This window comes from Kribbella speibonae, assembly GCF_004331375.1.
GTDB classification, from domain to species: Bacteria; Actinomycetota; Actinomycetes; order Propionibacteriales; family Kribbellaceae; genus Kribbella; species Kribbella sindirgiensis.
Genome location: NZ_SJKC01000002.1, coordinates 946,309 through 972,063, shown reverse-complemented (window position 1 = coordinate 972,063; position 25,755 = coordinate 946,309). Strand labels below are relative to the sequence as shown.

Annotated in this window: 24 protein-coding genes; 14 read left to right on the top strand and 10 right to left on the bottom strand. The window is 69.2% G+C overall.

The window, feature by feature from the left end; genetic code table 11:
- Positions 1-2 precede the first annotated feature (2 nt).
- Positions 3-941: a lipoyl synthase gene (gene lipA / locus E0H92_RS17885; protein WP_131462523.1), complete on the bottom strand. Its 939-nt coding sequence runs from the start codon at positions 939-941 to the stop codon at positions 3-5.
- A gap of 56 nt (positions 942-997) precedes the next feature.
- Here lipA and E0H92_RS17880 point away from each other — a divergent pair, with 56 nt between their 5' ends.
- From E0H92_RS17880 to E0H92_RS17860, 5 genes are all read left to right on the top strand, one after another.
- Positions 998-2,350, top strand: a complete 1,353-nt coding sequence (locus tag E0H92_RS17880) for a sensor histidine kinase (protein ID WP_238173477.1) — start codon at positions 998-1,000, stop codon at positions 2,348-2,350.
- A 1-nt stretch (position 2,351) separates the two neighbouring features.
- Complete coding sequence (locus E0H92_RS17875) at positions 2,352-3,023, top strand: response regulator (protein WP_131496986.1); 672 nt, start codon at positions 2,352-2,354, stop codon at positions 3,021-3,023.
- 118 nt (positions 3,024-3,141) lie between these two features.
- Positions 3,142-4,023, top strand: coding sequence for an ABC transporter ATP-binding protein (locus tag E0H92_RS17870; protein WP_131462525.1), 882 nt, complete (start codon positions 3,142-3,144; stop codon positions 4,021-4,023).
- Positions 4,020-5,186, top strand: coding sequence for an ABC transporter permease (locus E0H92_RS17865; RefSeq protein ID WP_131496985.1), 1,167 nt, complete (start codon positions 4,020-4,022; stop codon positions 5,184-5,186). Before E0H92_RS17870 ends, E0H92_RS17865 begins: the two co-directional genes overlap by 4 nt.
- Positions 5,187-5,295: 109 nt before the next feature.
- Positions 5,296-6,264, top strand: coding sequence for a LysR family transcriptional regulator (locus E0H92_RS17860; protein WP_131496984.1), 969 nt, complete (start codon positions 5,296-5,298; stop codon positions 6,262-6,264).
- Between the two features lie 12 nt (positions 6,265-6,276).
- On the opposite strand, the gene E0H92_RS17855 is transcribed toward E0H92_RS17860, so the two are convergent.
- Positions 6,277-7,467, bottom strand: a complete 1,191-nt coding sequence (locus tag E0H92_RS17855; protein WP_131496983.1) for an MFS transporter — start codon at positions 7,465-7,467, stop codon at positions 6,277-6,279.
- Positions 7,468-7,566: 99 nt separating this feature from the next.
- Between E0H92_RS17855 and E0H92_RS17850 the strand changes: the two genes are divergently transcribed.
- Together E0H92_RS17850 and E0H92_RS17845 are read left to right on the top strand one after the other, a co-directional pair.
- Complete coding sequence (locus tag E0H92_RS17850; protein WP_131496982.1) at positions 7,567-8,868, top strand: sulfatase-like hydrolase/transferase; 1,302 nt, start codon at positions 7,567-7,569, stop codon at positions 8,866-8,868.
- 4 nt (positions 8,869-8,872) lie between these two features.
- Positions 8,873-10,252 carry a sulfatase family protein gene (locus E0H92_RS17845; RefSeq protein ID WP_238173476.1) on the top strand — a complete coding sequence of 460 codons (1,380 nt, stop codon included), beginning with the start codon at positions 8,873-8,875 and terminating at the stop codon, positions 10,250-10,252.
- On the opposite strand, the gene lipB is transcribed toward E0H92_RS17845, so the two are convergent.
- Positions 10,234-10,950, bottom strand: coding sequence for a lipoyl(octanoyl) transferase LipB (gene lipB, locus E0H92_RS17840; RefSeq protein WP_238152745.1), 717 nt, complete (start codon positions 10,948-10,950; stop codon positions 10,234-10,236). The genes E0H92_RS17845 and lipB overlap by 19 nt on opposite strands.
- Before the next feature lie 94 nt (positions 10,951-11,044).
- Between lipB and E0H92_RS45505 the strand changes: the two genes are divergently transcribed.
- Positions 11,045-12,850, top strand: a complete 1,806-nt coding sequence (locus tag E0H92_RS45505; protein WP_165549821.1) for a protein kinase domain-containing protein — start codon at positions 11,045-11,047, stop codon at positions 12,848-12,850.
- 48 nt (positions 12,851-12,898) lie between these two features.
- On the opposite strand, the gene E0H92_RS17825 is transcribed toward E0H92_RS45505, so the two are convergent.
- On the bottom strand, positions 12,899-13,792 hold the full coding sequence (locus E0H92_RS17825; protein ID WP_131462531.1) for a LysR family transcriptional regulator: 894 nt from the start codon (positions 13,790-13,792) through the stop codon (positions 12,899-12,901).
- A gap of 166 nt (positions 13,793-13,958) precedes the next feature.
- On the opposite strand from E0H92_RS17825, the gene E0H92_RS17820 reads away from it, so the two are divergent.
- The 3 genes from E0H92_RS17820 to E0H92_RS17810 all read left to right on the top strand — a co-directional run bounded on the left by E0H92_RS17820 (position 13,959) and on the right by E0H92_RS17810 (position 16,392).
- A complete protein-coding gene (locus tag E0H92_RS17820) occupies positions 13,959-14,693 on the top strand; it encodes an SDR family NAD(P)-dependent oxidoreductase (protein WP_131462532.1) in 735 nt (244 codons plus the stop codon).
- Positions 14,694-14,727: 34 nt separating this feature from the next.
- Entirely contained in the window at positions 14,728-15,351 is a 624-nt protein-coding gene (locus E0H92_RS17815; protein WP_131496980.1) for an NADPH-dependent F420 reductase, read from the top strand.
- Between the two features lie 96 nt (positions 15,352-15,447).
- Complete coding sequence (locus E0H92_RS17810; protein WP_131462534.1) at positions 15,448-16,392, top strand: SDR family oxidoreductase; 945 nt, start codon at positions 15,448-15,450, stop codon at positions 16,390-16,392.
- Positions 16,393-16,435: 43 nt separating this feature from the next.
- On the opposite strand, the gene E0H92_RS17805 is transcribed toward E0H92_RS17810, so the two are convergent.
- Complete coding sequence (locus E0H92_RS17805) at positions 16,436-16,969, bottom strand: TetR/AcrR family transcriptional regulator (protein WP_131496979.1); 534 nt, start codon at positions 16,967-16,969, stop codon at positions 16,436-16,438.
- A gap of 76 nt (positions 16,970-17,045) precedes the next feature.
- On the opposite strand from E0H92_RS17805, the gene E0H92_RS17800 reads away from it, so the two are divergent.
- Complete coding sequence (locus tag E0H92_RS17800; protein WP_131462536.1) at positions 17,046-18,095, top strand: aldo/keto reductase; 1,050 nt, start codon at positions 17,046-17,048, stop codon at positions 18,093-18,095.
- Here E0H92_RS17800 and E0H92_RS17795 read toward each other — a convergent pair whose 3' ends face one another.
- From E0H92_RS17795 to lpdA, 3 genes are all read right to left on the bottom strand, one after another.
- Positions 18,096-18,983 carry a TIGR01777 family oxidoreductase gene (locus E0H92_RS17795; RefSeq protein WP_131462537.1) on the bottom strand — a complete coding sequence of 296 codons (888 nt, stop codon included), beginning with the start codon at positions 18,981-18,983 and terminating at the stop codon, positions 18,096-18,098.
- A 92-nt stretch (positions 18,984-19,075) separates the two neighbouring features.
- On the bottom strand, positions 19,076-20,980 hold the full coding sequence (gene sucB / locus E0H92_RS17790) for a 2-oxoglutarate dehydrogenase, E2 component, dihydrolipoamide succinyltransferase (protein WP_131462538.1): 1,905 nt from the start codon (positions 20,978-20,980) through the stop codon (positions 19,076-19,078).
- Positions 20,981-21,108: 128 nt separating this feature from the next.
- Positions 21,109-22,488, bottom strand: a complete 1,380-nt coding sequence (gene lpdA, locus E0H92_RS17785; RefSeq protein ID WP_131496978.1) for a dihydrolipoyl dehydrogenase — start codon at positions 22,486-22,488, stop codon at positions 21,109-21,111.
- Between the two features lie 196 nt (positions 22,489-22,684).
- On the opposite strand from lpdA, the gene E0H92_RS17780 reads away from it, so the two are divergent.
- Positions 22,685-23,002 (top strand): hypothetical protein, encoded by a 318-nt coding sequence (locus E0H92_RS17780; RefSeq protein ID WP_130380319.1) that lies wholly within the window; start codon positions 22,685-22,687, stop codon positions 23,000-23,002.
- On the opposite strand, the gene E0H92_RS17775 is transcribed toward E0H92_RS17780, so the two are convergent.
- Complete coding sequence (locus E0H92_RS17775) at positions 22,999-23,769, bottom strand: nitrilase-related carbon-nitrogen hydrolase (RefSeq protein WP_131496977.1); 771 nt, start codon at positions 23,767-23,769, stop codon at positions 22,999-23,001. The two genes, E0H92_RS17780 and E0H92_RS17775, sit on opposite strands and share 4 nt — an antisense overlap.
- 29 nt (positions 23,770-23,798) lie before the next feature.
- Between E0H92_RS17775 and E0H92_RS17770 the strand changes: the two genes are divergently transcribed.
- Positions 23,799-24,437, top strand: a complete 639-nt coding sequence (locus tag E0H92_RS17770; protein WP_131496976.1) for a GntR family transcriptional regulator — start codon at positions 23,799-23,801, stop codon at positions 24,435-24,437.
- On the opposite strand, the gene E0H92_RS17765 is transcribed toward E0H92_RS17770, so the two are convergent.
- Entirely contained in the window at positions 24,424-25,755 is a 1,332-nt protein-coding gene (locus E0H92_RS17765) for an MFS transporter (protein WP_238173475.1), read from the bottom strand. The two genes, E0H92_RS17770 and E0H92_RS17765, sit on opposite strands and share 14 nt — an antisense overlap.

The following is a 25,755-nucleotide window of genomic DNA, read 5'->3' as shown; positions in this document are numbered from 1 at the left end:
CTCTACCTGTCCTGGTTGTTCATACGTGACTCAACGGCCTGACGGTACAGCCGTCCGGCGCGGTACGAGGACCGTACCAGCGGACCGGACATGACTCCGGCGAATCCGATCTCCTGCGCTTCGGCGTCCAGTTCGACGAACTCCTCGGGCTTCACCCAGCGCTCGACCGGGTGGTGCCGCACCGAGGGCCGCAGGTACTGCGTGATCGTGATGATCTCGCAGCCCGCCGCGTGCAGGTCCTTCAGCGCCAGGCTGACCTCGTCGCGGGTCTCGCCCATGCCGAGGATCAGGTTCGACTTGGTGACCAGCCCGTAGTCACGGGCCTGGGTGATGACGTCCAGCGAGCGCTCGTACCGGAATCCCGGCCGGATCCGGCGGAAGATCCTCGGCACCGTCTCGACGTTGTGCGCGAACACCTCCGGCCGCGACGAGAACACCTCGGCCAACTGCTCGGGGACGGCGTTGAAGTCCGGCGCGAGCATCTCCACACCGGTGCCCGGGTTCAGCTCGTGGATCTGGCGGATCGTCTCGGCGTACAGCCAGGCGCCGCCGTCGTCCAGGTCGTCACGGGCCACACCGGTCACGGTCGCGTACCGCAGGCCCATGGTGCGCACCGACTCGGCGACGCGGCGCGGCTCGTCGCGGTCCAGCGCCTCCGGCTTGCCGGTGTCGATCTGGCAGAAGTCACAGCGCCGGGTGCACTGGTCGCCGCCGATCAGGAAGGTCGCCTCGCGGTCCTCCCAGCACTCGAAGATGTTCGGGCAGCCGGCTTCCTGGCACACCGTGTGCAGCTGCTCGGACTTCACGAGCTTCTGCAGCGCCTGGTACTCCGGGCCCATCTTGGCGCGGGTCTTGATCCACTCGGGTTTGCGCTCGATCGGGGTCTCCGCGTTGCGCACCTCGAGCCTGAGCAGTTTCCGTCCTTCTGGGGCGATGGTCACGCCCTCAAGGGTACGCGTCCCCGGTCAGGCGTGATTCACCCGTAGGCTGATGAGCTATGTCCACCGTTGAGCTGCGTACGGATGCCGAACCCGTGATGCCATCGGCGTCCGGTACGGCGGTGCGCGGCTGGACCCGTCCCGCGCCGACGGCCCGTGAGCAGCGGTACGACGTACTTCTCGGTCTCGCGATGGCGCTCGCGGCGGTGTTCGGGACCGAACTCGCCCGCGGCGGCTCGCCGACCCCGGTGGATCTCGGGATCGGCGGTGTGGAGCCGTACGTGCTCAGCGCGGCCGTGGCGCTGCCGTTGTGTTTCCGCCGCCGCTGGCCGATCCCGGTCGTGCTGGTGGTCGCGGCGCTGTTCGTCGTGAACGGGGAGCGGGTCCTGTTCGCCTTCGGCGGCAACCTGATCACGCAGGCGACCATGTTCATGGCGATCTACGCCGCGGTGGCGTGGGCGCGCGACCGGCGGCTGATGAAAGCGGCGATCGCGGTCGTCTTCGTGGTGATGTTCGGCTGGCTGACGCTCAACTTCGTGCACGCGCTGCGGAACAACGCGATCGAGGGGCCGAACCAGGCCCTGTTCTCGCCGTACGTCTCGAACGTGATCATCGCCGTCGCGCTCAACGCTCTGTACTTCTTCGGCGCGTACTTCTGGGGCCGGACCGCGTGGGCGACCGCGCGGCAGCGGTTCGAGCTCGAGCAGCAGGCGACCGAGCTGGCGGCGCAGCAGGACGCGAACTCGCGGCGCGCGGTGCTCGACGAGCGGCTGCGGATCTCCCGCGAGCTGCACGATGTCGTCGCCCACCACATCAGCAGCATCGGGATCCAGGCCGGCGGCGCCCGGCGGGTGATGGACACCGACCCGGACGCCGCGAAGAACGCGCTGAACGTGATCGAGGAATCCAGCCGGAGCGCGGTGAACGAGATGCGCCAGCTGCTCGGCATGCTCCGCTCGGCCGATCCGGACCTCGACGTCGGGACTCCGGATCCGAAGGAGCCGCAGGCCGGTGCGGACCGGCTGCCGGCGCTGATCGCGGAGGCGAACAGCCTCGGCCTGGAGGTCGGCTTCCACCAGATCGGGTCGCCGGCCGAGCTGCCGAAGACCGTCTCGGTGTCGGTGTACCGGATCGCGCAGGAGGCGCTCGCGAACGTCCGCAAGCACTCGACGGCCCGCAGCGCCCACGTCACGCTGCGTTATCTCGGGGACGCGGTCGAGCTCGAGGTCCTCGACGACGGCCGCCCGAAACACGCCCCGGTCGGCAGCCGGCTCGGCCATGTCGGGATCCGCGAACGGGTCGGCCTGCTCGGCGGCGAGAGCGAGATCGGCCCGCGACCCGTGGGAGGATTCCGCGTCCGGGTGCGGATCCCGCTGGATCCGCAGAACCGTCCGTTGGCTGGGGGATCTTGAGATGACTGAAGCGATGCGCGTGCTCCTGGTCGACGATCAGGACCTGGTGCGGGCAGGGTTCCGGATGATCCTGTCGGTCGAGCCGGAGATCGAGGTGGTCGGCGAGGCCGCGGACGGCGAGAAGGCGATCGAACTCGCGCTGGCGTTGCGGCCGGACGTCGTACTGATGGACGTCCAGATGCCCGGGATGGACGGGATCTCCGCGACGCAGCGGATCGTCGCCGAGGACGCCGGCAAGGTCGTCATCCTCACCACCTTCGACCGTGACGACTACCTCTTCGAGTCGCTCGGCGCCGGCGCGAGCGGGTTCCTGCTCAAGAACACCGCGCCCGAGGACCTGGTGGAGGCGATCCAGGTCGTGCACTCCGGCCATGCGCTGCTCGCGCCCGAGGTGACCCGGCGGGTGATCAAACGATTCACCGGCGGCGGGGAACGCGTCTACCGCCCAGACCTGCTCGCGGACCTCACCGACCGCGAACGCGAGGTCCTCGGCCTGATCGCCCGCGGCCTGACCAACACCGAGATCGCCAGCCAGTTGTACGTCGGCGAAGCCACCGTGAAGACCCACGTCTCCCGGGTCCTTCTCAAGCTCGGCCTGCGCGACCGCGTCCAGGCCGTCGTCTTCGCCTACGAATGCGGCCTCGTCACCCCGGGCGACGACCCGACCGGGTGATGCGTCCGTCGTACGGATGACGTCGTTGATCACCCTCACGGGCGACGTGCCGGCGTACCTCGGCTGACTAGCTTTGGCAGCGTTGGAAGTTTTGGCTAGCTGATGGGAACGGTGACACATGCTCAGGGTGGCAGGCCTCACCCGGCGGTTCGGTGATCATCTGGCGCTGGACGACGTGACCTTCGACGTCGTTCCGGGACGGATGACCGGATTCGTCGGGGCCAACGGCGCCGGGAAGACGACGACGATGCGGATCATCCTCGGGGTCCTGGCCGCGACGGCCGGCGAGGTGCGGTGGCAGGACAAGCTGCTGACCGGGGATGTACGCCGGGACTTCGGCTACATGCCCGAGGAACGCGGGCTGTACCCGAAGATGAAGATCCGCGACCAGCTGGTGTTCTTCGGCCGGCTGCACGGACTCGACCCGGAGCGCGCCGGGACGCGGACCGACAAGATCCTCGGGCGGCTCGGGCTCGCCGAGCGCGCGTCCGACGTACTCGAGACGCTGTCGCTGGGCAACCAGCAGCGGGTGCAGATCGCGGCCGCGCTGGTCCACGAGCCGATCGCGCTGGTGCTGGACGAGCCGTTCAGCGGCCTCGACCCGCTCGCCGTCGACGCGATGGTTGACCTGCTCCGCGAGGAGGTGACGCCGGAGGTACCGGTGCTGTTCTCCAGCCATCAGCTCGACCTGGTCGAGCGGCTGTGCGACGACCTCGTCGTCCTATCCCGCGGCAAGGTCGTCGCGGCGGGCGCAGTGTCCGAGCTGGCGTCCAGCGCCACATCGACGTACCGCCTGGTGGTGGATGGCGACGCCGGGTGGCTGCGGGACGTGCGCGGGATCCAGGTGCGTGATGTGGCCGGCGGTACGGCGTTGTTCGACGTACTCGATGAAGCGGTGGAGCAGAAGATCCTTTCCGAGGCGATCAGTCGCGGGCCGGTGCTCGAGTTCGGGCCGGAGCGGGTGGCGCTCAGCGACGTCTTCCGGGAGGCGACCCGATGAAGACCCTGGACAAGCCGTGGGTGCTGATCGCGGAACGCGAGATCACCACGAAACTGCGGGACAAGACGTTCATCGGCTCGACGCTGGTGATGCTGCTGATCGTGATGGTCGCGGTCATCCTGCCCGCGATCCTCGCCGGCAAGGGCGGCGCGGACAAGATCGGCGTGATCGACGACGCGGGCCAGAAGGTCGTGCAGACGGCGTCGGCGACCGCGGGCGGCGACGGCTACGAAGCGACCCGCTTCGCAGACCGGCCGGCCGCTGAGAAGGCCGTCACCGACGGCAAGGTGAAGGCCGCGCTGCTGCCGGACGCGGACGGGTACGTCGTCCTCGGAAAGGACCGCGTCGACTCGGGCATCGAAGGCGCCCTGCGGGAGGCAGCCGCCGCCGTCGGGATGGAAGCGAACGCCGGGAAGGTGGGACTGAGCCCGGCGGAGTTGCACGCCGGCACCAAGGTCTCGCTGCAACTGCTCAAACCGGGCCCGTTGCCGGACATCGTCTCCGACTTCGTGAACATCGGGCTGGCGCTGGTGTTCTACATGACCGCGCTCGGCTTCGGGATGATGATCGCGCAGAGCGTCGTGCAGGAGAAGGAGAGCCGGGTCGTCGAGATCCTCGCCGCCGCGGTGCCGATCCGGTCGCTGCTGTGGGGCAAGGTGCTGGGCAACACGGTGCTGGCGCTCAGCCAGATCGTCGTGATCGCGGGTGCGTCGCTGATCGGGCTGCTCGCCACCGACCAGGCCGACATCCTCGAGGTCGTCGCGCCGGTCGCCGGGTGGTTCGTGGTGTTCTTCGTGCTCGGGTTCGTCGCCCTGGCCGGGCTCTGGGCGGTCGCCGGTTCGCTGGCGACGCGGCAGGAGGATCTCGGGTCGACCACGCTGCCGGGGCAGATGATCCTGATGATCCCGTTCTTCTTCTCGGTGTTCGCGGGATCGTCGGCCAAGACCGTGGCGTCGTTCGTCCCGATCGCGTCGTCGATGTCGATGCCGGGCCGGATGCTCACCGAGGACGTGCCGGTCTGGCAGCCGCTGGCCGCGATCGCGCTGCTGCTGGTCGCGACCGTGCTGATCGTCCGGGTGGGTGCGCGGCTGTACGAGCGCACGCTGCTGCAGACCGGCCGCCGGCTCGGTTACCGCGAGGCGCTGGCGCTCGAATCGAAGTAGCACATCGTCACGACCGGGCCCGGCGTTACAGCTCCGGGCCCGGCTGTGACGAAACCGCAATGTAGGGTCGCTGTGTGCTGTGTCCAGACCTCGACTACGGTCTCAACGCATGAACGTTGAGCTGCGCCACCTGCGGGTGGTGGTCCTGGTGGCAGAAGCGGGGTCCGTCGGACGGGCCGCCCGCTGGCTCAAGGTCAGCCAGCCGAGCCTGACCGCGCAGCTGAAACGGATCGAGGCCGCGTTCGGCGGTGAGCTGTTCGAACGCTCCCGCACCGGCGTGAAGCCGACGCCGCTCGGCCGGTACGCCGTCGATCGCGCGCGGGCCATCCTGGTCGACGTCGACCACCTGTCGGCGACCGTGTCCGCGATGACCGCGGTCGAGTCGTCGGCGGTCCGGCTCGGCGGGTTCCCGACCGCGCCGATGTCCGGGATCGCGTCCCGGCTGCGTGCCCACGGCGAGATCGAGCAGGTCAGCATCGAGGTCGAGTGGTCCACCAGCGTGCTCCTGCAGCAGCTGGAGAGCGGGCGGCTGGACTTCGCGCTGCTCCGGGAGTTCCCCGGGTTCGAGCTGCGGCTGCCGACCGGGGTCGAGTCCACCACGGTCGTCGAGTCCGAGTCGGCGTACGTCGCCTTGTCGGCGGACCACCCGGTGGCTGAGGCGTCGCGGACGCGGGGCGAGGTCGATCTCGCGTCGCTGTCGGGCGAGGAGTGGATCGGTGAGCCGCCGGACGACAGCGGGTTCCACGTACTGTTCCGGGCGGCGTGCGAGGCGGCTGGGTTCCAGCCTCGGGTGGAGCATCACTCGGTGGATACGTCGGTGCTGATGGGGTTCGTGACCAGTGGTCAGGGCGTGGCGCTGATCTCGCCCACGTCGTACCGGATGCTTTCGGCCGATGTCACCACGCGCACGCTGGTCGGTGACCCGATTCACCGGAAGCTGGTGCTCGCGTGGAGCACCGACTCACCGCGGGCCCAGATGGCGGGCGACGTGCTGCAGATGGCGAGCGCGGCGTACGACGAGGCCATCACCGAGCACGCGCGCCGGGACCAGCACCAGCAGCGCATGCACGTCGCCTGAGTCCCTCTCAGGCTAGGCGGGCTTCACCACGGGGTTCTCGAACGCGAGGTGGAACTCCCCGGTGTCCTCCGGGTCCTCCATCCGCTCCCGATACTGAGACCCCATCTTCTCCCCCCGCTCCATCTTCTTCTCCTCAACCGGCTCAGCCTTCTCACTCACCTGCGGCTTGACCTCAACCGGCTGAGTCTCCTCAACCGCTTGCGGCTTGGCCTCGACCGGCTGGGTGTCCTCGGCGGGCTCGGTTGCGTCGGGCTTGGCCTCCGTCGGCTGAGCCTCTTCCACCGCCGCGTCCATCGGCTGGGTCTCCTCAACCGGCGCGGCCGCCTGCGGCTCCGTCTTCACCGGCTGAGTTTCCTCGGCCGGGGTGACTGCCTCGGGCTTCGGCTCGACCGCTTGCTTGGTTTCCACCGGCTGGGTTTCCTCGGCCGGCTCGTTCACCTCAGCTGCGGGCGGGGTCTGCGCGACCGGCTCCTGCTGTGCGACCGGCTCCTCCGGCGCGGGGGGAGGTGCGATGACCGTGTCCTCGCCGGTGTAGTTGCTCTCGGCATCTGGCTCCGGGAACTGGCGGGTGTGCTCGAACTCCTCCGCCTCGCCGACCGGGAACTGCCGCGTCTGATCGTCGGCCTGGTTCCGCGGCTGCGCCGCCGCCGGCTCGTCGAACAGGTCGTCGTACCGCGTGTGACTCTCGTACGCCGCCGGCGCCTGATAGGTGCCCCCGGCAACCGGATACACCGCGGCGACGTCCGCCTCCTGCTGCGCTTGCGCGGCTTCCTGCTCGCGCTGCAGCCGGTCGGCCTCGACCCGCTCCCGCCGCCGGCGCTGGACGCCCTGGACGATCAGCTGGATCGCGTACACCAGCGAGATCACCCCGAGGATCGGCACCACGCCGTTCAGCGTGTACTGCTTCGATCCGTCGATCATCCCGTTGGTGACGCCCGGGACGTCGTTGAGGAAGTTCGTGGTCCGGTTCGGGATCCACAGCCAGCAGTAGATCAGGACGCCGAAGGCGATGAACGCCCCCAGCGCACCGGCCCCGGAGAAGTACGACACCACGGCCCAGAAGACCAGCGCGCCGATGCCGAAGGCAAGCGCCATCCCCTTCGCGTTCAGCTCGATACCACCCGGCGCCGCGAGGACCCCGAACACGGCCGGTCCGGCCAGAGCAACAGCTACGCCGAGCAAGAACCCAAGAAATTTGGACACACCCCCAAGGTAGCGACGAACAGCGGTTACACCCCGCAGACACTTCGGCGCACCCTTGGGCTGACCCACACAGGCAACCGCTTGCCTAGGGTAGGAGCCATGCGCCCACCGAACATCGTCGTGGTCCTGTCCGACGAACACACCGCCGCGGCGGCCGGCTGGGCGGGTCATCCGCACGTCCGGACGCCACACCTGGATCGCCTGGCCGCGCAGGGCGTCGCGTTCGACCGCGCGTACACCAACAGCCCGATGTGCGTGCCGTCCCGCCTCTCGCTCATGGCCGGCCAGTACGTGCACCAGATCGGGGCCTGGGACAACGGCGTCATCCCGGACGCGGCGTACCGCACCTGGGGCCATCACCTGCGCGAAGCCGGCTACACCTCGGTCATCGCGGGCCGAACGCACTTCAACGGACCAGACCGCGTGCTCGGCTTCGACCGCCGTCTCACCGACGACCTGGACTTCTGGCTCGACCACAGCGGCCGTCCACCCCGTCGTACGGCGGACTGGCGACGCCCGACCAACTCTCATGTCACTGAACAAGGGTCGGGCGACCACGTCCATACCCAGCACGACGTAGCCGCGACGGATGCCGCTGTGGAGTTCCTGCGCGACCCAGGCGAGGACCCGTTCCTGCTGTACGTCGGCTACATGCACCCGCACTTCCCGTTGGTTGCACCACCGGAGCACCGCGCGTTGTACGACACGGCCGACGTCGAGCTACCTGCCGTCGCAGACGAACAGCACCCGGTGATCTCTCTGCTACGGCACGGGTTCCGTAACGACGAGCCGCTGACGGAGGAGCAGATCCGGGAGGCGACAGTCTGCTACTGGGCGCTGATCAGTCACCTTGACCACCAGATCGGCCGGCTGCTGGCCGCCGTACCGGACGACACAGTGGTCCTCTACACCAGCGACCACGGCGAGATGGCCGGTCACCAGGGCATCTGGCAGAAACAGTGCTTCTACGAACCCGCCGTACGTATCCCGCTGCTCCTGCGCCACCCGTCGTTGCAGCCAGGCCGGAGCGCCGCACACGTCGGTCTGATCGATGTGCTCCCCACCCTCCGAGACGCGGCCGGTCTGGCACCCGACACCGCTTTGCCCGGTAGGACGTTGCTGGAGGCTCAGGACAGACCTGTGCTGTCGGAGTACCACGCACAGGGCATGGTCGATGGTGGCTTCATGCTGAAGTCCGGGCCGTGGAAGTACTGCTACTACGGGTCCGCACACGCGCCACAGGTCTTCAACGTCGACGACGACCCTCTGGAGCTCCACGACCTGTCCGGTGAGACGGCTCTGGTGCAGCGACTGGATGCTGAGCTGAGATTGCTGCTGGACCCTGACGCGACCGATGCCCGTGCAAAGTCAGACCAGGCTGCGCGGCTTGCGAGAGGATGAGCTGTTGCCCGCTCCGAACATTCTGCTGATCGTTTCCGACGACCACGGGTACGCCGACCGCAGCGCGCTCGGGGTGCAGCCCGACGTCCGCACTCCGGCGCTGGACCGGCTGGCCGCGGAGGGAGTGAGTTGCACGGACGCCTACGTGACGGCGCCGATCTGCAGCCCGTCGCGGGCGTCGATCATCTCCGGGCGGTACCAGCAGCGGTGGGGCGGCCAATGGTTCGACTCGGCCGCGTTCCCGCCGGACGACGTACCGACGCTCGCGGAGATCCTGCGCGACCAGGGGTACCGGACGGGGTACTTCGGCAAGGTGCACTACGGGAAAGAGGATGTGGGGGACAGGGCGTGTCCGCCGCACCACGGGTTCGAGGAGACGCTGTACGGGCTGGCAGGGCAGTCGTTCGGGCGGCTGAACTACATGCATCACTCCGACGAGTCGGTCGAGTCGTACGGTCAGCCGGCCGCACACCACATGGCCGTGCAGCCGCTGCTGTCGGGGGACGAGCCAGTTGAGCACGAGGGGTTCCTGACCGCGGAGTTCGGTCGCCGCGCGGCGGAGTTCATGGATGCGGACGACGAGCGGCCGTATTTCTGCATGGTGGCGTTCAACGCCGTCCACAATTTCTGCTGGCAGCTGCCCGACTCCGAGCTGGAGGCACGGGGTCTGCCGGCGTTCCGCGACTGGTCACCGGATGCGGACGGACCGTTCATGGAGTGGTACGACGACGTGATCGTGCCGAACCTGCCGCACGGTCGCGAGTACTACCTCGCCCAGCTGGAGCTGATGGACGCCGAGATCGGGCGGCTGCTCGACCTGGCAGGCGACGACACGATCGTCGTGTACGTGACGGACAACGGCGGATCGACCTGCAACTTCGGCGACAACGCGCCGCTGCGCGGGACGAAGTACACGCTGTGGGACGGCGGCATCCGCGTCCCGATGCTCTGGCGCTGGCCGGACCGGTTGCCGGCGGGACGCCGTACGGACGCACTCGTCAGCACGATGGACCTGGTCCCAACACTGGCCGCCGCAGCGGGCGCGACCGTGCAAGGCGCCGACGGTGTCGACCTCCTGCCCGTGCTGACCGGGACCGCTGCGGCCGCGCACGAGAATCTGCACTGGGACTGCGGGTTCCAGTGGGCGGTGCGGTCGGGGGAGTGGAAGCTCAGCTGGGTGGCGGACGACGCCAACACGCGGCACCTGCGCGACTACGAGCACGCGCCGATGGGGGAGGGCTGGTTCCTCGCGAACCTGGCCGACGACATCGGCGAGCAGACCAACCAGCTGTCAGCGCAACCCGAGATCGCCGATCGGTTGCGCTCGTTGCACGGCGACTGGCGCGCGGAGGTCGGGCTCGAGGCTCAGACTGTCAACCCGTAGGTGATCGCGGTCGGCGGCTCCTCGTGGTGGTCGATGTCCGGGCTGCGCTCGTACTCGTCCCAGGCGAGGAGCTCGTCGAGGTGCCGGCGTACCGAGGCGAGGACCTCGGTGGTCGTGACCTCACGGCCGAGTTCCTTGGAGAGCGTGGTGACGTCGGCGTCCGAGATGCCGCACGGGACGATCCGGTCGAACCAGGTGAGGTCGTTGTTGCAGTTCAGCGCGAACCCGTGCATGGTCACGCCCTGCGCGACCCGGATGCCGATCGCGGCGATCTTCCGCTCCCGGCCGCGGTCGTCGGCCGCGACCCAGACGCCGCTGCGGCCCTTGACCCGGCCGGTCTTCACCCCGAGGTCTGCGCAGACGGCGATCAGCGCCTCCTCGAGCCGCCGGACGTAGTCCACGACGTACACGTGGGAGGCGAGCTTGACGATCGGGTACCCGACCAGTTGCCCGGGGCCGTGCCAGGTGATCTTGCCGCCCCGGTCCACGTCGACCACCGGCGTACCGTCCAGCGGCCGCTCGTGCGGCTCGGTGCGCTTGCCCGCCGTGTAGACCGGCGGGTGCTCGAGCAGGATCACCGTGTCCGAGCCGGTGCCCTCGGCAACCTCCGAGTGCAGTCGTCGCTGCTCGGCCCACGCGGTCTCGTAGCCCACCGCGTCGGCGCCGAATCCGGCTTCCACGTACCTGATCGCCCTCACGCCTTCGAGTGTAGGCGGCGGCCGATCGGGCCCGGCGCCCTGGGCTGTGGATAACTTCGACGGGCGTCGTCGCGATCGGTGCATCCTCTTGGACATGGACCTCGCAGATCTCACCGGCTACAGCCTGCGCCGCGAGCTCGGGTCCGGACCGGCCGGCACCGTCTGGCAGGTCCGGGACCGCGCCTCGGGCCGCAACGCCGTGCTCAAACACCTCCCACACAGCGCCTATCCCGACCGCGGGCGGCTCCGCGAGAACCTGAGCATGCTGTCCCGCTTCCGGCACCCGCATGTCGCGCAGCTCCACGAGTTCCGCGAGACCACTACCGGCTGGATCCTGATCACCCAGCACCTGGCCGCCGGCAGCCTGGCCGCCCTGCTCACCCGCCGCGGTCCACTGTCCCGCGGCGAACTAGTCACCCTCCTGGCCCCGCTGGCCGAGGCCCTGGCCCACCTCCACGCCTCCAACCTCACTCACGGCTCCATAACCCCCGAAAACATCCTCTTCGACGCCGACGGCCGCCCAATCCTTACCGACGCCACCCTCCGCCCCACCACCCCCACCACCGACCACCACTCCCTAGCCACCCTCACCCATCAGGTCAGCGCCCACCCCACCCCCTTCCCACCCACCCTCATCACCAACACCCCCCTCCCCGCCCTCCCACACCACCTCCTAACCCAAACCCCCGCCACCCCCATAGACCTAGCCCCCCTCACAGACACCAAGCCCCCAACCCCGACCGGCTCCGCCTCGACCGCCCCCGCCCCGAGCACTCCCGCCCCGAGCACTCCCGCCCCGAGCGCGTCAGCCCCGACCGGCCCTGCCTCGACGGGCTCCGCCTCGACCGCCCCCGCCCCGAGCACTCCCGCCCCGAGCACTCCCACCCCGAGCGCGTCAGCCCCGACCGGCCCTGCCTCGACGGGCTCCGCCTCGACCGTCCCCGCCCCGACCGGCCGGTCCAGCGCTCGACCTCCTGCGTCGTCGGACGGGTCGACAGACGACGACGCGCCAGCTGCCTCCCGTACGCCGCTCGCTCCACCTCCGGCCGACCCGCCGCCCCCACCTCTGACGGAGCCAAAGCGACCTCGCCCCACCGCACCGTCGGCCAAAGCCCGCTCCAAGCGCATCCGCTCCAACCGCCGCTCCAGACCCCGCCGCACCCGATTCGCAGCGACCTTCGCAGTCAGCCGCCTCCCACACCCCGCGTACGGCGTACTCGCCGCAGCCGCCCTCGCCGCGATGATCGTGCTAGCGATCGCCATCGCCACCCTCCGCACCCTCAACACCCCAGCAACCGCCCAACCAGACCCCAGCGACGCCCAACCCGCAGCCCAACAGACCACCGCATCCCCGCAGCCACCAACCACGACTCACCAAACGACGCCCAACCGACCCGAGACGTCACCAACCCAGACCCGCACCACGACCTCGACGCAACCCCCGAAGCCCGCGTCCTCAACAGAACTGGCCACCTGGACACAAACACTGCAAGCACTAGATGCTCAACGCGCCCAAGCCTTCTGGACCCTCGACCTAACTGCCCTCGACCAGATCTACGTCCCAGGCAGCACCCCCTGGCGCGCCGACCGCGCGCTCCTATCCACCTACCGCCAACAAAACATCCGCGTCCAAGGCCTCCGAATCACGATCGAAAGCACCGAAATCACCCACCGCACCCCAACCACCGTCACCCTCAAAACCACCGACCACCTCACCGCAGGCCAAGCAATCGACCCCACCGGCACCAAAACCCAACTCCCACCCAGCCCCCCAACCACCAGACTGATCACCCTCACGACCACCCCGCACACCACCCCCCGCACCACCGCCCCCTCACGCAGCGCCCCCCGTCAACCAACCCCCACCTGGCGCATCACAACAATCACCCCGTCGAACTAGATATTCCCGGGCAATTAGGCCGACCAATTCCGGCAGACCGCAGCAGCTTTAGACCAGACCGCCTGAATGCGCCTCATAATTCCCGCATTCTGCCGTGATCTGAGCCGTAGCTTGCGCCGCGGCAAAGAAGTCGTCAGCCAGCGGCGAGGTGCGCGACGCCGCCATCGCAACGAAAACCTGCTCGGGCGGCAGATCCGGGACGGGCACGTAACTGATGTCGGGACGTGAGTAGAACACGGTCTCCGAACGCCCCACGAACGAGATACCACGGCCGGCCGCGACGTGCTCGAGTTTCTCCTCCACCCCGCGTACCCGGAGCCCGGAGTCGGGGTGCGGGCGCCTGGTGGGCTGCGTGCTCGCGTCGGCGTGCCACACGAGAGGCTCACCGATCAGGTCGGCCTCGGTGACCGCCTCCTTTCCGGCGAGCCGGTGGCCGACGGGCAGCACCACCATGAGCGGCTCGGTGTAGAGCGGAGTCAGGCGCAGGCCGGTCTCATCGATGGGCAGCCGCACATAGCCGACGTCGACGCGACCGTCGAGCAGCATCAGCGCCTGGTCGTCCCATTCCATGCGCTGCACATCCACGACCACGTCCGGATGCTGGGTCTCGAACTCCCGCGTCGCGGGGATGACGGGGATGCCGGCCCGAAAACCGACCACCAGCCGCTGGCTGCCGCGGGCGGCCACGGACAGCCGGCGGCGGACCGCGTGCGCGGAGGCGAGCAGCGGACCGGCATCGTCCAGCAGTTGCCGGCCGGCGTCGGTCAGCGCGACGCCGTGGCTGTCCCTGATGAACAGCGCGGCGCCGAGATCTTGTTCCAGAGCACGGATCTGGCGGCTGAGCACCGGTTGCGCGATGTGCAGTTCGTCGGCGGCGCGGCCGAAGTGCAGCGTGCGGGCGACCGTGGCGAAGTAGCGCAGCTTGCGCAGGTCCAGATCCATGGAGCCTCCCGGTCCGGCGATGCCTTCAAGGTATCACCACGGCCGAAAAGGGTCTTGGACAACCACTTCAAGCCGGTGACATCGTTCATCGGGCGGAACTACGAATTCGGTCCAAGAATGCAGACCTTGAGTTCCGCCTATTACTGGTCAATTCAACGGAGTGATCGTGGGAAAGCTCGATGGCAAAGTAGCGGTGATCACCGGCGGATCCACCGGCATGGCGCTGGCCGGCGCCAAACTGTTCGTCGAGGAGGGCGCGCACGTCTTCATCCAGGCCCGGCGGCAGGAAGCGCTGGACGCCGCCGTCGAGCTGATCGGCCGCAATGTCACCGCCGTCCAGGGCGACGCGGCCGAACTGGACGACCTGGACCGCTTGTACGACACCATCAAGCGGGAGAAGGGATCGATCGACGTGCTGTGGGCCAGTGCCGGGATGGGGGAGCCCGCTGCCCTCGGCGAGATCACCGAGGAGCAGTTCCACCGCGCGTTCTGGCTCAATGCGCGCGGCACCCTGTTCACCGTTCAGAAGGCACTGCCGCTGATCAACGACAACGGCTCGATCTTCATGACCGGATCCAACGCCTCCCTCGGCGCGTTCCCCGGCTGGAGCCTGTACGCGGGAAGCAAAGCCGTCCAGCAGGCCTGGGCCCGCGTCTGGCTCAACGAACTGCGCGACCGCAAGATCCGGGTCAACGTCCTGACGCCCGGCCAGGTCGCCACGGCCAAACAGGAAGAACTGTTCGACGAGGCCACCAAGGCCGCCTTCGAGTCCCTCATCCCGCGCGGATCGATGGGCCGTCCCGAGGAGATCGCCACCGTCGCCCTGTTCCTCGCCTCCGACGACTCCAGCTACGTCAACGGCCTGGAACTGGTCGCCGACGGCGGCACCACCGCCCTCTGAACCACACACCAGCAAGAGGAAGGGTCCACATCTCATGAGCAGCATCACCCTCATCGGCACGGGGAACATGGCCCGTACGATCGGCACGCTCGCAGTGGTGGGCGGCAACTCCGTCGAGGTCATGGGGCGCGATCAGTCCAAGGCCGATGACGTGGCCAAGGCCCTGGGCGGCGATACGACGACGGGCAACTGGGGCGCGGTCCCGGCCGGGAACATCGTCATCACGGCGCTCTTGTCCGACCGCATCGTTCCGGTCGTCGCCGAGTATGGAGACGCCCTCGCGGAGAAGGTCATCGTCGACATCAGCAATCCCTTCAACGCCACGCTCGACGGACTGGCCCACAGCGGCGAGACCTCGATCGCGCAGGAAGTCGCCAAGGTGGCCCCGGCCGGCGCGAGCGTGGTGAAGGCGTTCAACACCATCTTCCGCAATGTCCTGGAGAACGGCCGCCCCGACGTCTTCATCGCCGGCGACGATGCGCAGGCGAAGGCGGGCGTGGCGGAATTCATCGAGAGCCTCGGACTGCGCCCGCTGGATGCCGGGCGCCTGAAAATGGCGCACTGGCTGGAAGGAATGGGCGTGGTCACGATGGGCCTCGCCGGCAACGGGGTTGGCCACTGGGACTTCGCCCTCGGCGTCAACGAATTCACCGGTTGAGCTCCCGGGGCCGAGCAGGCGGTGAACAGGGCGCCGCGCGCGGAGTGCATTCTCACAGCCATTTCTTCCGCTACATCGCTCACAAGGAGCAGGAACTTGCGCGTTTTCGTCACTGGCGGGACCGGCCATACCGGTTCGTACATCGTCCCCGAGCTCATCGCGGCCGGGCACGAGGTCACCGGCCTGGCCCGGTCGGACACGGCCGCGGCGGCGTTGTCCGCGCTTGGCGCGAAGGTACGTCGCGGCGACCTCGAGGATCTCGATGGGCTCAAGGAGGCGGCAGCGGATTCCGACGGGGTCGTCCATGTCGCGCACAGGCAAGACCTGCTTCCGTCCGGCGGGATCGATGCCGTGGCCGCCGCGGAGCTCCCGGTCGTGCTCGCGTACGGCGAAGCGCTGGCGGGAACCGGAAAGCCGCTGGTCGCGGCGGGGAGTATCGGCTCACCCGGGAACGGACCGATCCTCGGTAGGCCGGCCACCGAGGATGACCCGGCGCTTCCCGTCGGCGATGAGCACAAAGGCACCCTCCGGGTTCGCAATGTCGTGGAAACCGCCGTCGTCGGCCTCGCCGAGCGGGGAGTGCGGTCCTCGGTCGTGCGGATCGCCAACATCGCGCACAGTACGACCGATCGCGCCGGTTTCCTCCCCACGCTGATCGCGCTCGCACAGGAGAAAGGCTTCGCCGGCTACCCCGGAGACGGCACGAACCTGTGGAACGCCGTACACGTCCGCGATGTTGCGTCCCTGTTCCGGCTGGCGCTGGAGAAGGGCCCGGCCGGCAAGTACTGGCACGCGGTTGCGGACGGGGGCATCCGGCTCCGCGAGATCGCCGAGGCGTTAGGCGGCCGTCTGCACCTGCCCGCGGTGAGCATTCCCGCTGACGAACTGATGGTGCCGGGATACTTCGGGTTCCTCGCGAACATCGTCACCCAGGACTACCCGGCGTCCAATCTCATCACCCGCCGGACGCTCGGCTGGGAACCCACTCAGCCCGGCCTGCTCGCAGGTCTGGAGAACGGCCATTACTTCCCGCGCGGCTGATGGCGTGCTCTTGGGCGAGGTGATGCGTTCGATGCTGGTTGGGTTAGTGGGGTTGGAGGCCGTCGAGGATGAGGGCCAGTATGTGGGGGGCTCGGTCTTCGGGGTGGGTGGCGGCGCGCCAGAGGGCGCCGGTGAGTTGGAGGAAGTCGCGGGGGTCGGCGTCCTCGCGGATGCTGCCGTCCTTCTTGCCGGCGTCGAGTAGGTCGGTGATCGCCGCGACGACCGGCCCGTAGGTCTGCTCGGTGATCTCCTTGTGCGCGGCCGGGCTGAGCGCGTCACCGAGGCCGTGCTTCCTGCGCATCGCCTCAACCAGTCCGGTCGTCCACTGCCGGAGGGCTTCGACCGGCGGCAGCTCGGCGAGCAGTTCCGGCACGGCGCCGGTGATGCGGTCGACCTCGTCCTGGTAGACGGCGAGTACGAGCGCCTCCCGGGTCGGGAAGTTCCGGTACAGAGTGCCGGCGCCTACCCCGGCACGCTGAGCCACCTGGTTCATCGATGTGCGGTCGTCCTCGGCGAACGCGTCGCGGGCGGCGGCGACGATGCGAGCCCGATTCTCCCGGGCGTCCGAACGAACCATGAGCTCCTCGCTTGCTAAGTGGAGAGCTCTCCACTACGGTAAGCGGAGAGTTCTCCAATTAGCTTAGAGGAGCATCATGAAGTACATCAAGCTCGGCACCACCGGCCTCGACGTGTCGCCGATCGCGATCGGCGCGATGACGTACGGCGAACCCGACCGCGGGCATCCCGTCTGGTCGAAGGGCGAGGACGCGGCGCGGCCGCTGATCCGGCACGCGCTGGATGCGGGCATCAACTTCTTCGACACCGCGAACATGTACTCGAACGGGTCCAGTGAGGAGATCCTCGGCCGCGCGCTCCGGGACTACGCCGACCGCGACGGCGTAGTGATCGCGACCAAGCTCCGGCACCCGATGCGGCTCGGTCCGAACGGCCGCGGCCTGTCGCGCAAGGCGGTGCTGACCGAGGTCGACCACTCGCTGCGCCGACTCGGCACCGACTACATCGACCTCTACCAGATCCACCGCAACGATCACGCGACGCCGTGGGAGGAGACGCTCGAGGCACTGAGCGATCTCGTCAGGGCCGGCAAAGTCCGGTACCTCGGCGCCTCGTCGATGCATGCCTGGGAGTTCGCCAAGGCGCTCAACCTGCAGAAGCAGAACGGCTGGGCGCGCTTCGTGTCGATGCAGGACCACTACAACCTGCTCGCCCGGGAGGAAGAGCGGGAGATGATCCCGCTGTGCCTGGACGAAGGTGTCGGCACGATCATCTGGTCACCACTGGCTCGCGGCAGGCTCGGTCGGAGCTGGGGCGACGCCCGGTCGACGGCTCGGTCGGAGACCGACGGCGCCTACGCGGACGTGCTGTACTCGCCGGAGCAGGAGGCTTCCAACCGCGCGATCATCGAGGCGGTCGGACAGGTCGCGCAAGAGCACGGCGTCAGCCGCGCGCAGATCGCGCTCGCCTGGCTGCGCCGCCAGCCGGTGGTCACCGCACCGTTGGTCGGCGCCGGCTCGATTCAGCAGATCGACGACGCCGTGGCCTCGCTGGAGGTCGAGCTCACCGACGACGACGTGCGTGCATTGGAGGCTCCGTACACGCCGCGGTACGACTGGCAGGGCATCTCCGACGAGGCCGAGATGGAGGCGATCCGCAAGAGAGTCCCTGGAATGGCGCTGGTGTAGTCAGGCGAGGGCCGCCGAGATCGCGGTGGTGACTGTGGGGTGGTGGAAGGTGAAGCCGGTGGATTGGAGGCGGGTTGGGAGGGCTCGTTTGCTGCCGAGGAGTTCCCAGGCGAACTCACCCAGGGCGGTCTTCATGAGGACTGCCGGCACGGGCACGGTGCAGGGGCGGTGCAGGGCGGTAGCCAGCGCTTCGGTGAGTTCGAGGTTGGTGGCCGGTGTCGGCAGGGTGATGTTGACCGGGCCGCTCACGCTGTCGTTCTCGGCGACGTGCCGGACGGCGCGGATCCAGTCGGTCAGCGAGACCACCGGGAAGTACTGGGTTCCCGGGCCGAGGCGGCCGCCGAGACCGAGGCGGAAGGGGAGGGACAGGAGCTGGAACGCCGGCGCCTTGCTGCCGAGCACGACGCCCGTGCGCAGCGCGGCCACCCGGCTGCCTGCGTCACGGGCCGGTTCGAGCGCGCCCTCCCACAGCCGGACGACGTCGGAGAGGAAGCCTTCGCCGAGGTCGGAGTCCTCGGTCAGGATGCGGTCGCCGAGGTCGGTGCCGTAGCCGCCGATCCCGCTCTGCGTGAGCAGCGCCGGCCGACGGTCGAGCTGGGTCGCCACGGCGGCCAGGGTCGCTGTGGTCGAGACGCGGCTCTCCCGGATCTTCAGGCGGTACGTCGGTGTCCACGGGCGGCCGATGTTCGCGCCGGCCAGGTTGACCAGGACATCGGGATCGTCCAGGGCGCCCGCGTCGAGATCACCTCGAGCCGGGTCCCAGCGCACCTCGTCCGGCGTCGACGGCGGACGGCGTACCAGCCGGACGACCTGGTGGCCGTTGGCAACCAAGTCGCGGGCGAGCGCCTTACCGAGAAAGCCGGACGCCCCGGCCAGTACGTACTTCATCCCGCTCTGCTCCTTGCCGGTTCACGAGAGAAAGAACGGCGCCGGTGTCCGTCTCCGGGGAGACAGGCACCGGCGCCGGGTGTCCGATCGGATCAGACGTCGAACTGAGCCTCTTCGAGGCGCTGCTTGACGGCCGTCAGGTAGCGGGCCGCGTCGGCGCCGTCGACCAGGCGGTGGTCGTAGGTCAGCGCCAGGTACACCATCTGCCGGATCGCGATCGTCTCGCCGAGCTCCGGGTGGGTGATGACCACCGGGCGCTTCACCACGGCGCCGGTCCCGAGCATGCCGACCTGCGGCTGGTTCAGGATCGGGGTGTCGAACAGCGCACCCCGGCTACCGGTGTTGGTGATGGTGAACGTGCCGCCTGCCATCTCGTCCGGCAGCACCTTGTTGTTCCGGGTGCGGTCGGCGAGGTCGGCGATCTTCTTCGCCAGGCCGGCGATGTTCAGGTCGCCGGCGTTGTGCACGACCGGGACCATCAGGCCGCGCTCCACGTCCACCGCGATGCCGAGGTGCTCGGCGGCGTGGTACGTGATCTCGCCCTTCTCCTCGTCGATCGACGCGTTCAGCTTCGGGTACTGCTTGAGCGCGTCCACCGCGGCGAGTGCGAAGAACGGGAGGAAGGACAGCTTGACGCCCTCGCGGGCCTCGAACTCCGCCTTCTTCTTGTTCCGCAGCTTGGCGATCTCGGTGACGTCGACCTCGACGACCGTGGTCAGCTGGGCCGAGACCTTCAGGCTGTTGACCATGTGGGCCGCGATCGCCTTGCGGATCCGGCTCATCTTCTCGGTGGTGCCGCGCAGCGGGCTGACCGCCGGGGCCTTCGCGGCTGCGGCGGGCGCTGCGGCCTGGGCTGCCGGAGCGGGTGCTGCGGCGGCGGCCTTCTTCGCCTCGGCGGCGGCGATCACGTCCTGCTTGCGGATGCGGCCGCCGACGCCGGTGCCCTGTACGGCGTTCAGGTCGACCTCGTGCTCCGCGGCGAGCTTGCGGACGAGCGGGGTGACGTAGTTCGCGCCGTCGGCAGCGCCGTTCGGCGACACCGCGGGAGCCGGAGCTGCCGCCGGGGCCGGCGCGGCCGCGGCCGGAGCCGCCTGCGGAGCAGGAGCCTGAGCCGCCGGAGCGGGAGCAGCCGCCGGAGCAGGAGCGGGAGCCGGAGCAGCAGCCGGGGCCGGAGCGGGAGCCGGGGCCGGGGCAGGAGCAGCAGCCGGGGCCGCGGCGGGAGCCTGCTCGGCCGGGGCGGCGGGGGCGGAGGCGGACGGAGCGGCGGCGGGGGCGCCGGAGCCGACGATGGCCAGTTCGGCGCCGACCTCGACGGTTTCGTCCTCGGCGACCTTGATCTCCAGGAGCTTGCCGGCGATCGGGCTCGGGATCTCGGTGTCGACCTTGTCGGTGGAGACCTCGAGGAGCGGCTCGTCCACGGCTACGTCGTCGCCGACCTGCTTGAGCCAGCGGGTGACGGTGCCCTCGGTCACGCTCTCACCCAGGGCCGGCAGCGTCACCGACGTACCGGCCGCCTGGGGTGCGTTTGCCTCGGCGGCCGGGGACTCTGCTTGGGTCGAGTCGGCGGCGGCCGCGGAAGGAGTGGAAGGAGCGTCGGTGGAGGGTTCGGGTGCGGCCTGGGCAGCCGGGGCGGCGGCAGGAGCCTCAGCAGCCGGGGCGGGAGCGGACTCGGCGGCCGGGGCGGGAGCGGACTCGGCGGCAGGCGCGGGCTCGGCGGCGGCGGGCTCGGCGGGGGCTGCGGGGGCGGAGCCGGCCTCGCCGGCGTCGCCGATCACGGCCAGTTCGGCGCCGACCTCGACGGTCTCGTCCTCGGCGGCCTTGATCTCCAGAAGGGTGCCGGCGACGGGGCTCGGGATTTCGGTGTCGACCTTGTCGGTCGAGACCTCCAGCAGGGGTTCGTCCACGGCAACCGTGTCACCGACCTGCTTGAGCCAGCGGGTGACGGTTCCTTCGGTGACGCTCTCCCCGAGGGCCGGCAGGGATACAGAGGTCGGCATGACGGTCGTTGCTCCTTCGTCTGATCGGTCGAGTGTCAGCCTACGGTGCCGCCGGAGCGCCCGGGATCCGGGTCACGGCCGTCCTTGACGCTCCTGCGGTTCCAACCTACTGGGGCGGTCCAGCAGGGTCAGTCATGGAAGTGCAAAGGTTTCCCGGCGAGGGCGAGGTGGGCCTCTCCGAGGGCTTCGTTCTGGGTCGGGTGCGCGTGCACCAGCGGCGCGACGTCGGCCGGGTACGCCTCCCAGTTGTAGATCAGCTGCGCCTCGCCGATCAGCTCGCCGACACGCGAACCGACCATGTGCAGCCCCACGACCGCGCCGTCCCGCGCGCGGACCAGCTTCACGAAGCCGGCCGTCTTCAGGATCTGCGACTTGCCGTTGCCGCCGAGGTTGTAGTTGAGGATCTCGACGTCGCCGTACTTCTCCCGGGCCTGCTCCTCGGTCAGCCCGACGGACGCGACCTCCGGCTCGGAGTACGTGACGCGCGGAATGCCGGCCTCGTCGATCGGCGTCGGGGCGAGGCCCGCGAGGAGCTCGGCCACGAAGATGCCCTGCTGGAACCCGCGGTGCGCGAGCTGCAGACCGGGCACGATGTCGCCGACCGCGTAGACGCCCGGCACGCTGGTCTGCAGCGTCGCGTCGACGGTCACGAACCCGCGGTCGAGCGCGACACCGACCTCTTCGTACCCGAGTCCCGTGGTGTTGGGGCCCCGGCCGACGGCGACCAGCAGGAGCTCGGCCTCGATCACCTCGCCGCCCGCGACGGTCACCCGGACGCCGGAATCGGTCACCGCGACCGACTCGAACGGCGTACCGGTCTTGAACGCGATCTTCCGCTTCCGGAAGGCGCGCTCCAAGGTCTTCGAACAGTCGGCGTCCTCGGCCGGGACCAGCCGCGGCAGTGCCTCGACGATCGTCACCTTGGTGCCGAACGACGTCCACGCGGACGCGAACTCGACGCCGATCACGCCGCCGCCGAGGATCACCGCGGACTCCGGGACCCGGTCGAGCGTCAGTGCGTGCTCACTCGCGATCACCCGGTGCCCGTCGATTTCGAGACCGGGCAGCGACTTGGAGTACGAGCCGGAGGCGAGGAGGACGTTGCGGCCGCTGTACGTCGTGTCGCCGACCTGGACCGTGGTGGGCGAGGTCAGCCGGCCCTCACCTTCGATCACCGTGATGCCGCGGGCCTTCAACTGGCCCTGCAGACCCTTGAACAGCCGGTCGACGACGCCGTCCTTGTACTTGTTCACGCCGCCCATGTCGACGCCCTCGAGCGTCGTCCGGACCCCGAACTGCTCGCCTTCGCGCGCCGAGTCCGCGACCTCGGCCGCGTGCAGCAGCGCCTTGGTCGGGATGCACCCACGGTGCAGACAGGTCCCGCCGACCTTGTCCTTCTCGACCAGCGCCACGGACAGGCCGAGCGTCGCCGCGCGCAGTCCGGCGGCGTAACCACCGCTGCCGCCGCCGAGAATCACCAGGTCGTACGTCGTGCCACTGTCAGTCACAGGTTCCTCCGTGGGGTCCAACAGGCTGTGGGTCTGGGCGGGCGGTCCCGGATCGCGGTTCCGGCCCGGCGTCATCTTGTCACCGATCAGGCCCGGATCCATCCCCGGGCCGGTCGTGGCGGGCAGGCCGCGATCGGCCGCAACCGTTATCCAGGATTTCGGCCCGGACTTGCACAGATAGTGGACACTTACTCCCATGAAGTGGTTCGGTCGCCGGCAGAAGGCCGGAACGATGCGCCGGTCGGACACTCCCGACCAGGCGCACCTGCGCGAGTTCGCCCAGACCCGTCAGGGCGTCGAGGGGTTCGTCGAGCCGCGGACGGCGGTGACGGAGTACACCCTGCTGCTGGTCGCTGTGGACGGCGAGTGGACCCGCCGCCGGGTCCCGTCGGTGAAATGGGCCCACGACTTCGCGAACCGCCTCGGCATCCCGTCGTACGACGCCGCCGTCGTGGGCTACCCGCCACGGATGCGCGAGTACAACGCCCGCATGAAGAAGAACGGCCTCGCCTAAAGAATCGGCACCCGGGCGCGGACAGCGGCGACGACGGCGGTGTCGACAGCAGCGTGCAGGGTTTCAGCTCCGGCGCCGAGTCTCGTGTGGCTCTGACCCAGGGGAGTGGTGAGGCTGCTGCGCCCGATCCCCAGCGGATCCGTGCCGACGGGCGGTACATACGCCTGATCGCAGGCCAGCAGCCAGGCCTGGGCGTCCGCGGCGCGAGCGCGTGTCAGCAGATCCCACTGCTCTTCCTTGCCCGGTCCCGCGCCCCACGACGCCGGTACGACGATCAGTTCCGCACCGAGCCGTCCGAGCGCGGTGAACTGGTCGGCGAACCGCAGGTCGTAACAGGTCGCCAGCCCGATCGTCATGTCCCGCAGGGCGAACGTCACGAGTTCTTTGCCCGGAGCAACAGTGTCCGACTCGCGCGACCCGAAGGCGTCGTACAGGTGGATCTTGCGGTACGACGCTTCGACGCCGGGTCCCGTGACGAGCAAGGTGTTGTGCACCCGTCCGTCCTCGGACGGTTCGAACATCCCGGCGACCACGACGACCCCGGCGTCCGCGGCGGCCTTCCGCAGACCGGTGGCGAACGGTCCGTCCAGCGGCTCGGCGATCGAACGCAGGTCGGTCCCGAAGCAGGCCGACGTGGCTTCGGGGAGGATGATCAGCTCGGTGCCGCCGGCGGCCGCGTTCCGGACCGCGCCGGTCGCCGTGGCCAGGTTGGCGACCGGGTCGGGTCCGCTGCTGATCTGGGCCGCGGCCACGTGCAGGACTGTCATCAGAACCTCCGAAGCTGTATACATTGAGTATGCAATTGAGTGGGGACTCCGGCCGTGATCGTGCCTATCACTACCTGCGGGGGACAGTGCTGAGCGACCCGGCCGTGTCGGGGACGTTCATCAACGAGCAGGTCGTCGCGACCGAGGTCGGCATCTCCCGTACGCCGGTCCGCGAGGCGTTGCTGATGCTCGCGGCTGAGGACCTGGTGCAGCTCGTGCCGCATCGCGGTGCGTTCGTGGCGCCGCTGCCCGGCCGCGAGATCGCCGAGCTGATGCAGGCCCGCGGTGTGATCGAGTGCTGGGCCGCGTCGACTTCTCTTGCGGCGGATGCGGCTCCTGTCGAGGCGATGAACGGCGTCCTCGAGCAACAGCGGGCGATCGTCGCGCAGGGCGACGCGAAGGCGTTCATCGAGCTGGACAGCCAGTTCCACGCGCTCCTGGTCGAGGCCGGCGGCAACTCGGTGCTCGGTCGCCTGTACGACAACCTGCGGTCCAAGCATGTGCTCCTCGGCGTCGTGGCCCTGCAGCGCAGCGCCACTCGCCGGCAGGACGTCCTCGCCGAGCACCAGGCCATCGTCGACGGCCTGGCGGCCGGCGATCCGGCGGCGGCCGAGAAGGCGATCCTCAGCCATCTCGGCACCACCGGGTCGGTTCTCATGCAGGGCTGACGGCAAGGGACTCCTCCTGCACGGCGCGGCCGAGGCGCAGGCCGACGAGGGTGATCGAGCACGCCACGATGATGTACGCCGCGATCACGTAGCCGGTGCCCGCCTTGGCGAGGAAGTACGTGAACGCCAGCGGCGCAAGCGCACCGCCGATCACGCCGGCGAACGTGTAGGCGAGTGAGCTGCCGGTGTACCGCAGCCTCGCGGTGAACTGCTCCGACACGAACGCCGCCTGCGGCCCGTACATCAGCGAGTGGAACACCAACCCGATCACCACACCCGGCAGCACGGTCGCCAGCGACGACGCCATCGCGAAGAAGACCACGCTCCACACGGCTCCTCCGACCGCACCGATCGCATAGACCGTACGACGCCCGTACCGGTCCGAAAGCCAGCCGGACCAGGGGATCATCACGACCTGCAGAGCTGAGCCGACCAGTACGGCGGTCACCGCCTCGCCGCGACTCATGCCCAACTCCTTGGTCGCGTACGTCAGAACGAAGACCGCGAACATCGCGTACAACACGTCCGGACCCACTCGGGCCAGGATCGCCGCAACCAGCGGCCGGGTCTGCGTCCGCAGTACCTCGGACACCGGAGCCGTCGGCCGATCGCCCCGCGCCTCGAGTTCGCGGAACACCGGCGTCTCCTCCAGCCTGGAACGGATCAGCAGACCGAACGCGACCAGTACGGCGGACAGCAGGAAGGCGACCCGCCAACCCCAGCTGAGGAACGCGTCCTCGGACAGCGCCCCGGCCAGGACAGCCAGTACGCCGTTGGCCAGCAACGTCCCGAGTGGCGGCCCGACCTGGGCGGCCGACGCCCAGAAGCCGCGCTGCCCAGCCTCGCTGAACTCACTGCTGAGCAGAACGGCTCCACCCCACTCGCCACCCACACCCACACCTTGTGCGAAGCGGAGTACGACCAGCAGCGTGGGCGCCAGGGCGCCGGCCTGGGCGTGTGTCGGCAGCAGTCCGATGCAGAACGTGGCGACGCCGATCAGCAGCAGAGTGGCGACCAGCACGCGTTTGCGGCCGATCACATCTCCGAGCCGGCCGAAGAAGATGCCGCCGAGCGGGCGCGCGACGTACCCGACGGCGTACGTCGCGAAGGCCTGCAGCGTCCCGGTCAGCGGCTCGCTGCCGGGGAAGAAGAGGTCGCCGAAGACGAGGGCGGCGGCGGAGCTGTAGACGGCGAAGTCGTACCACTCCAGCGAGGTGCCGGACAGGCTCGCGGCGAAGGCCTTGTGCAGACCGCGGCGATCGGGAGGGGAGGGCGGAGCGCTGGACATCGGGTGGACCTCCTTGAGGGGATGCTCCAT

Coding starts and splice junctions, on each gene's coding strand:
- E0H92_RS17880 (WP_238173477.1), top strand. CDS start 998: ATGTCCACCGTTGAGCTGCGTACGGATGCCGAACCCGTGATGCCATCG.
- E0H92_RS17875 (WP_131496986.1), top strand. CDS start 2,352: ATGACTGAAGCGATGCGCGTGCTCCTGGTCGACGATCAGGACCTGGTG.
- E0H92_RS17870 (WP_131462525.1), top strand. CDS start 3,142: ATGCTCAGGGTGGCAGGCCTCACCCGGCGGTTCGGTGATCATCTGGCG.
- E0H92_RS17865 (WP_131496985.1), top strand. CDS start 4,020: ATGAAGACCCTGGACAAGCCGTGGGTGCTGATCGCGGAACGCGAGATC.
- E0H92_RS17860 (WP_131496984.1), top strand. CDS start 5,296: ATGAACGTTGAGCTGCGCCACCTGCGGGTGGTGGTCCTGGTGGCAGAA.
- E0H92_RS17850 (WP_131496982.1), top strand. CDS start 7,567: ATGCGCCCACCGAACATCGTCGTGGTCCTGTCCGACGAACACACCGCC.
- E0H92_RS45505 (WP_165549821.1), top strand. CDS start 11,045: ATGGACCTCGCAGATCTCACCGGCTACAGCCTGCGCCGCGAGCTCGGG.
- E0H92_RS17825 (WP_131462531.1), bottom strand. CDS start 13,792: ATGGATCTGGACCTGCGCAAGCTGCGCTACTTCGCCACGGTCGCCCGC.
- E0H92_RS17815 (WP_131496980.1), top strand. CDS start 14,728: ATGAGCAGCATCACCCTCATCGGCACGGGGAACATGGCCCGTACGATC.
- E0H92_RS17805 (WP_131496979.1), bottom strand. CDS start 16,969: ATGGTTCGTTCGGACGCCCGGGAGAATCGGGCTCGCATCGTCGCCGCC.
- E0H92_RS17800 (WP_131462536.1), top strand. CDS start 17,046: ATGAAGTACATCAAGCTCGGCACCACCGGCCTCGACGTGTCGCCGATC.
- E0H92_RS17795 (WP_131462537.1), bottom strand. CDS start 18,983: ATGAAGTACGTACTGGCCGGGGCGTCCGGCTTTCTCGGTAAGGCGCTC.
- sucB (WP_131462538.1), bottom strand. CDS start 20,980: ATGCCGACCTCTGTATCCCTGCCGGCCCTCGGGGAGAGCGTCACCGAA.
- E0H92_RS17780 (WP_130380319.1), top strand. CDS start 22,685: ATGAAGTGGTTCGGTCGCCGGCAGAAGGCCGGAACGATGCGCCGGTCG.
- E0H92_RS17775 (WP_131496977.1), bottom strand. CDS start 23,769: ATGACAGTCCTGCACGTGGCCGCGGCCCAGATCAGCAGCGGACCCGAC.
- E0H92_RS17770 (WP_131496976.1), top strand. CDS start 23,799: ATGCAATTGAGTGGGGACTCCGGCCGTGATCGTGCCTATCACTACCTG.
- E0H92_RS17765 (WP_238173475.1), bottom strand. CDS start 25,755: ATGGAGCATCCCCTCAAGGAGGTCCACCCGATGTCCAGCGCTCCGCCC.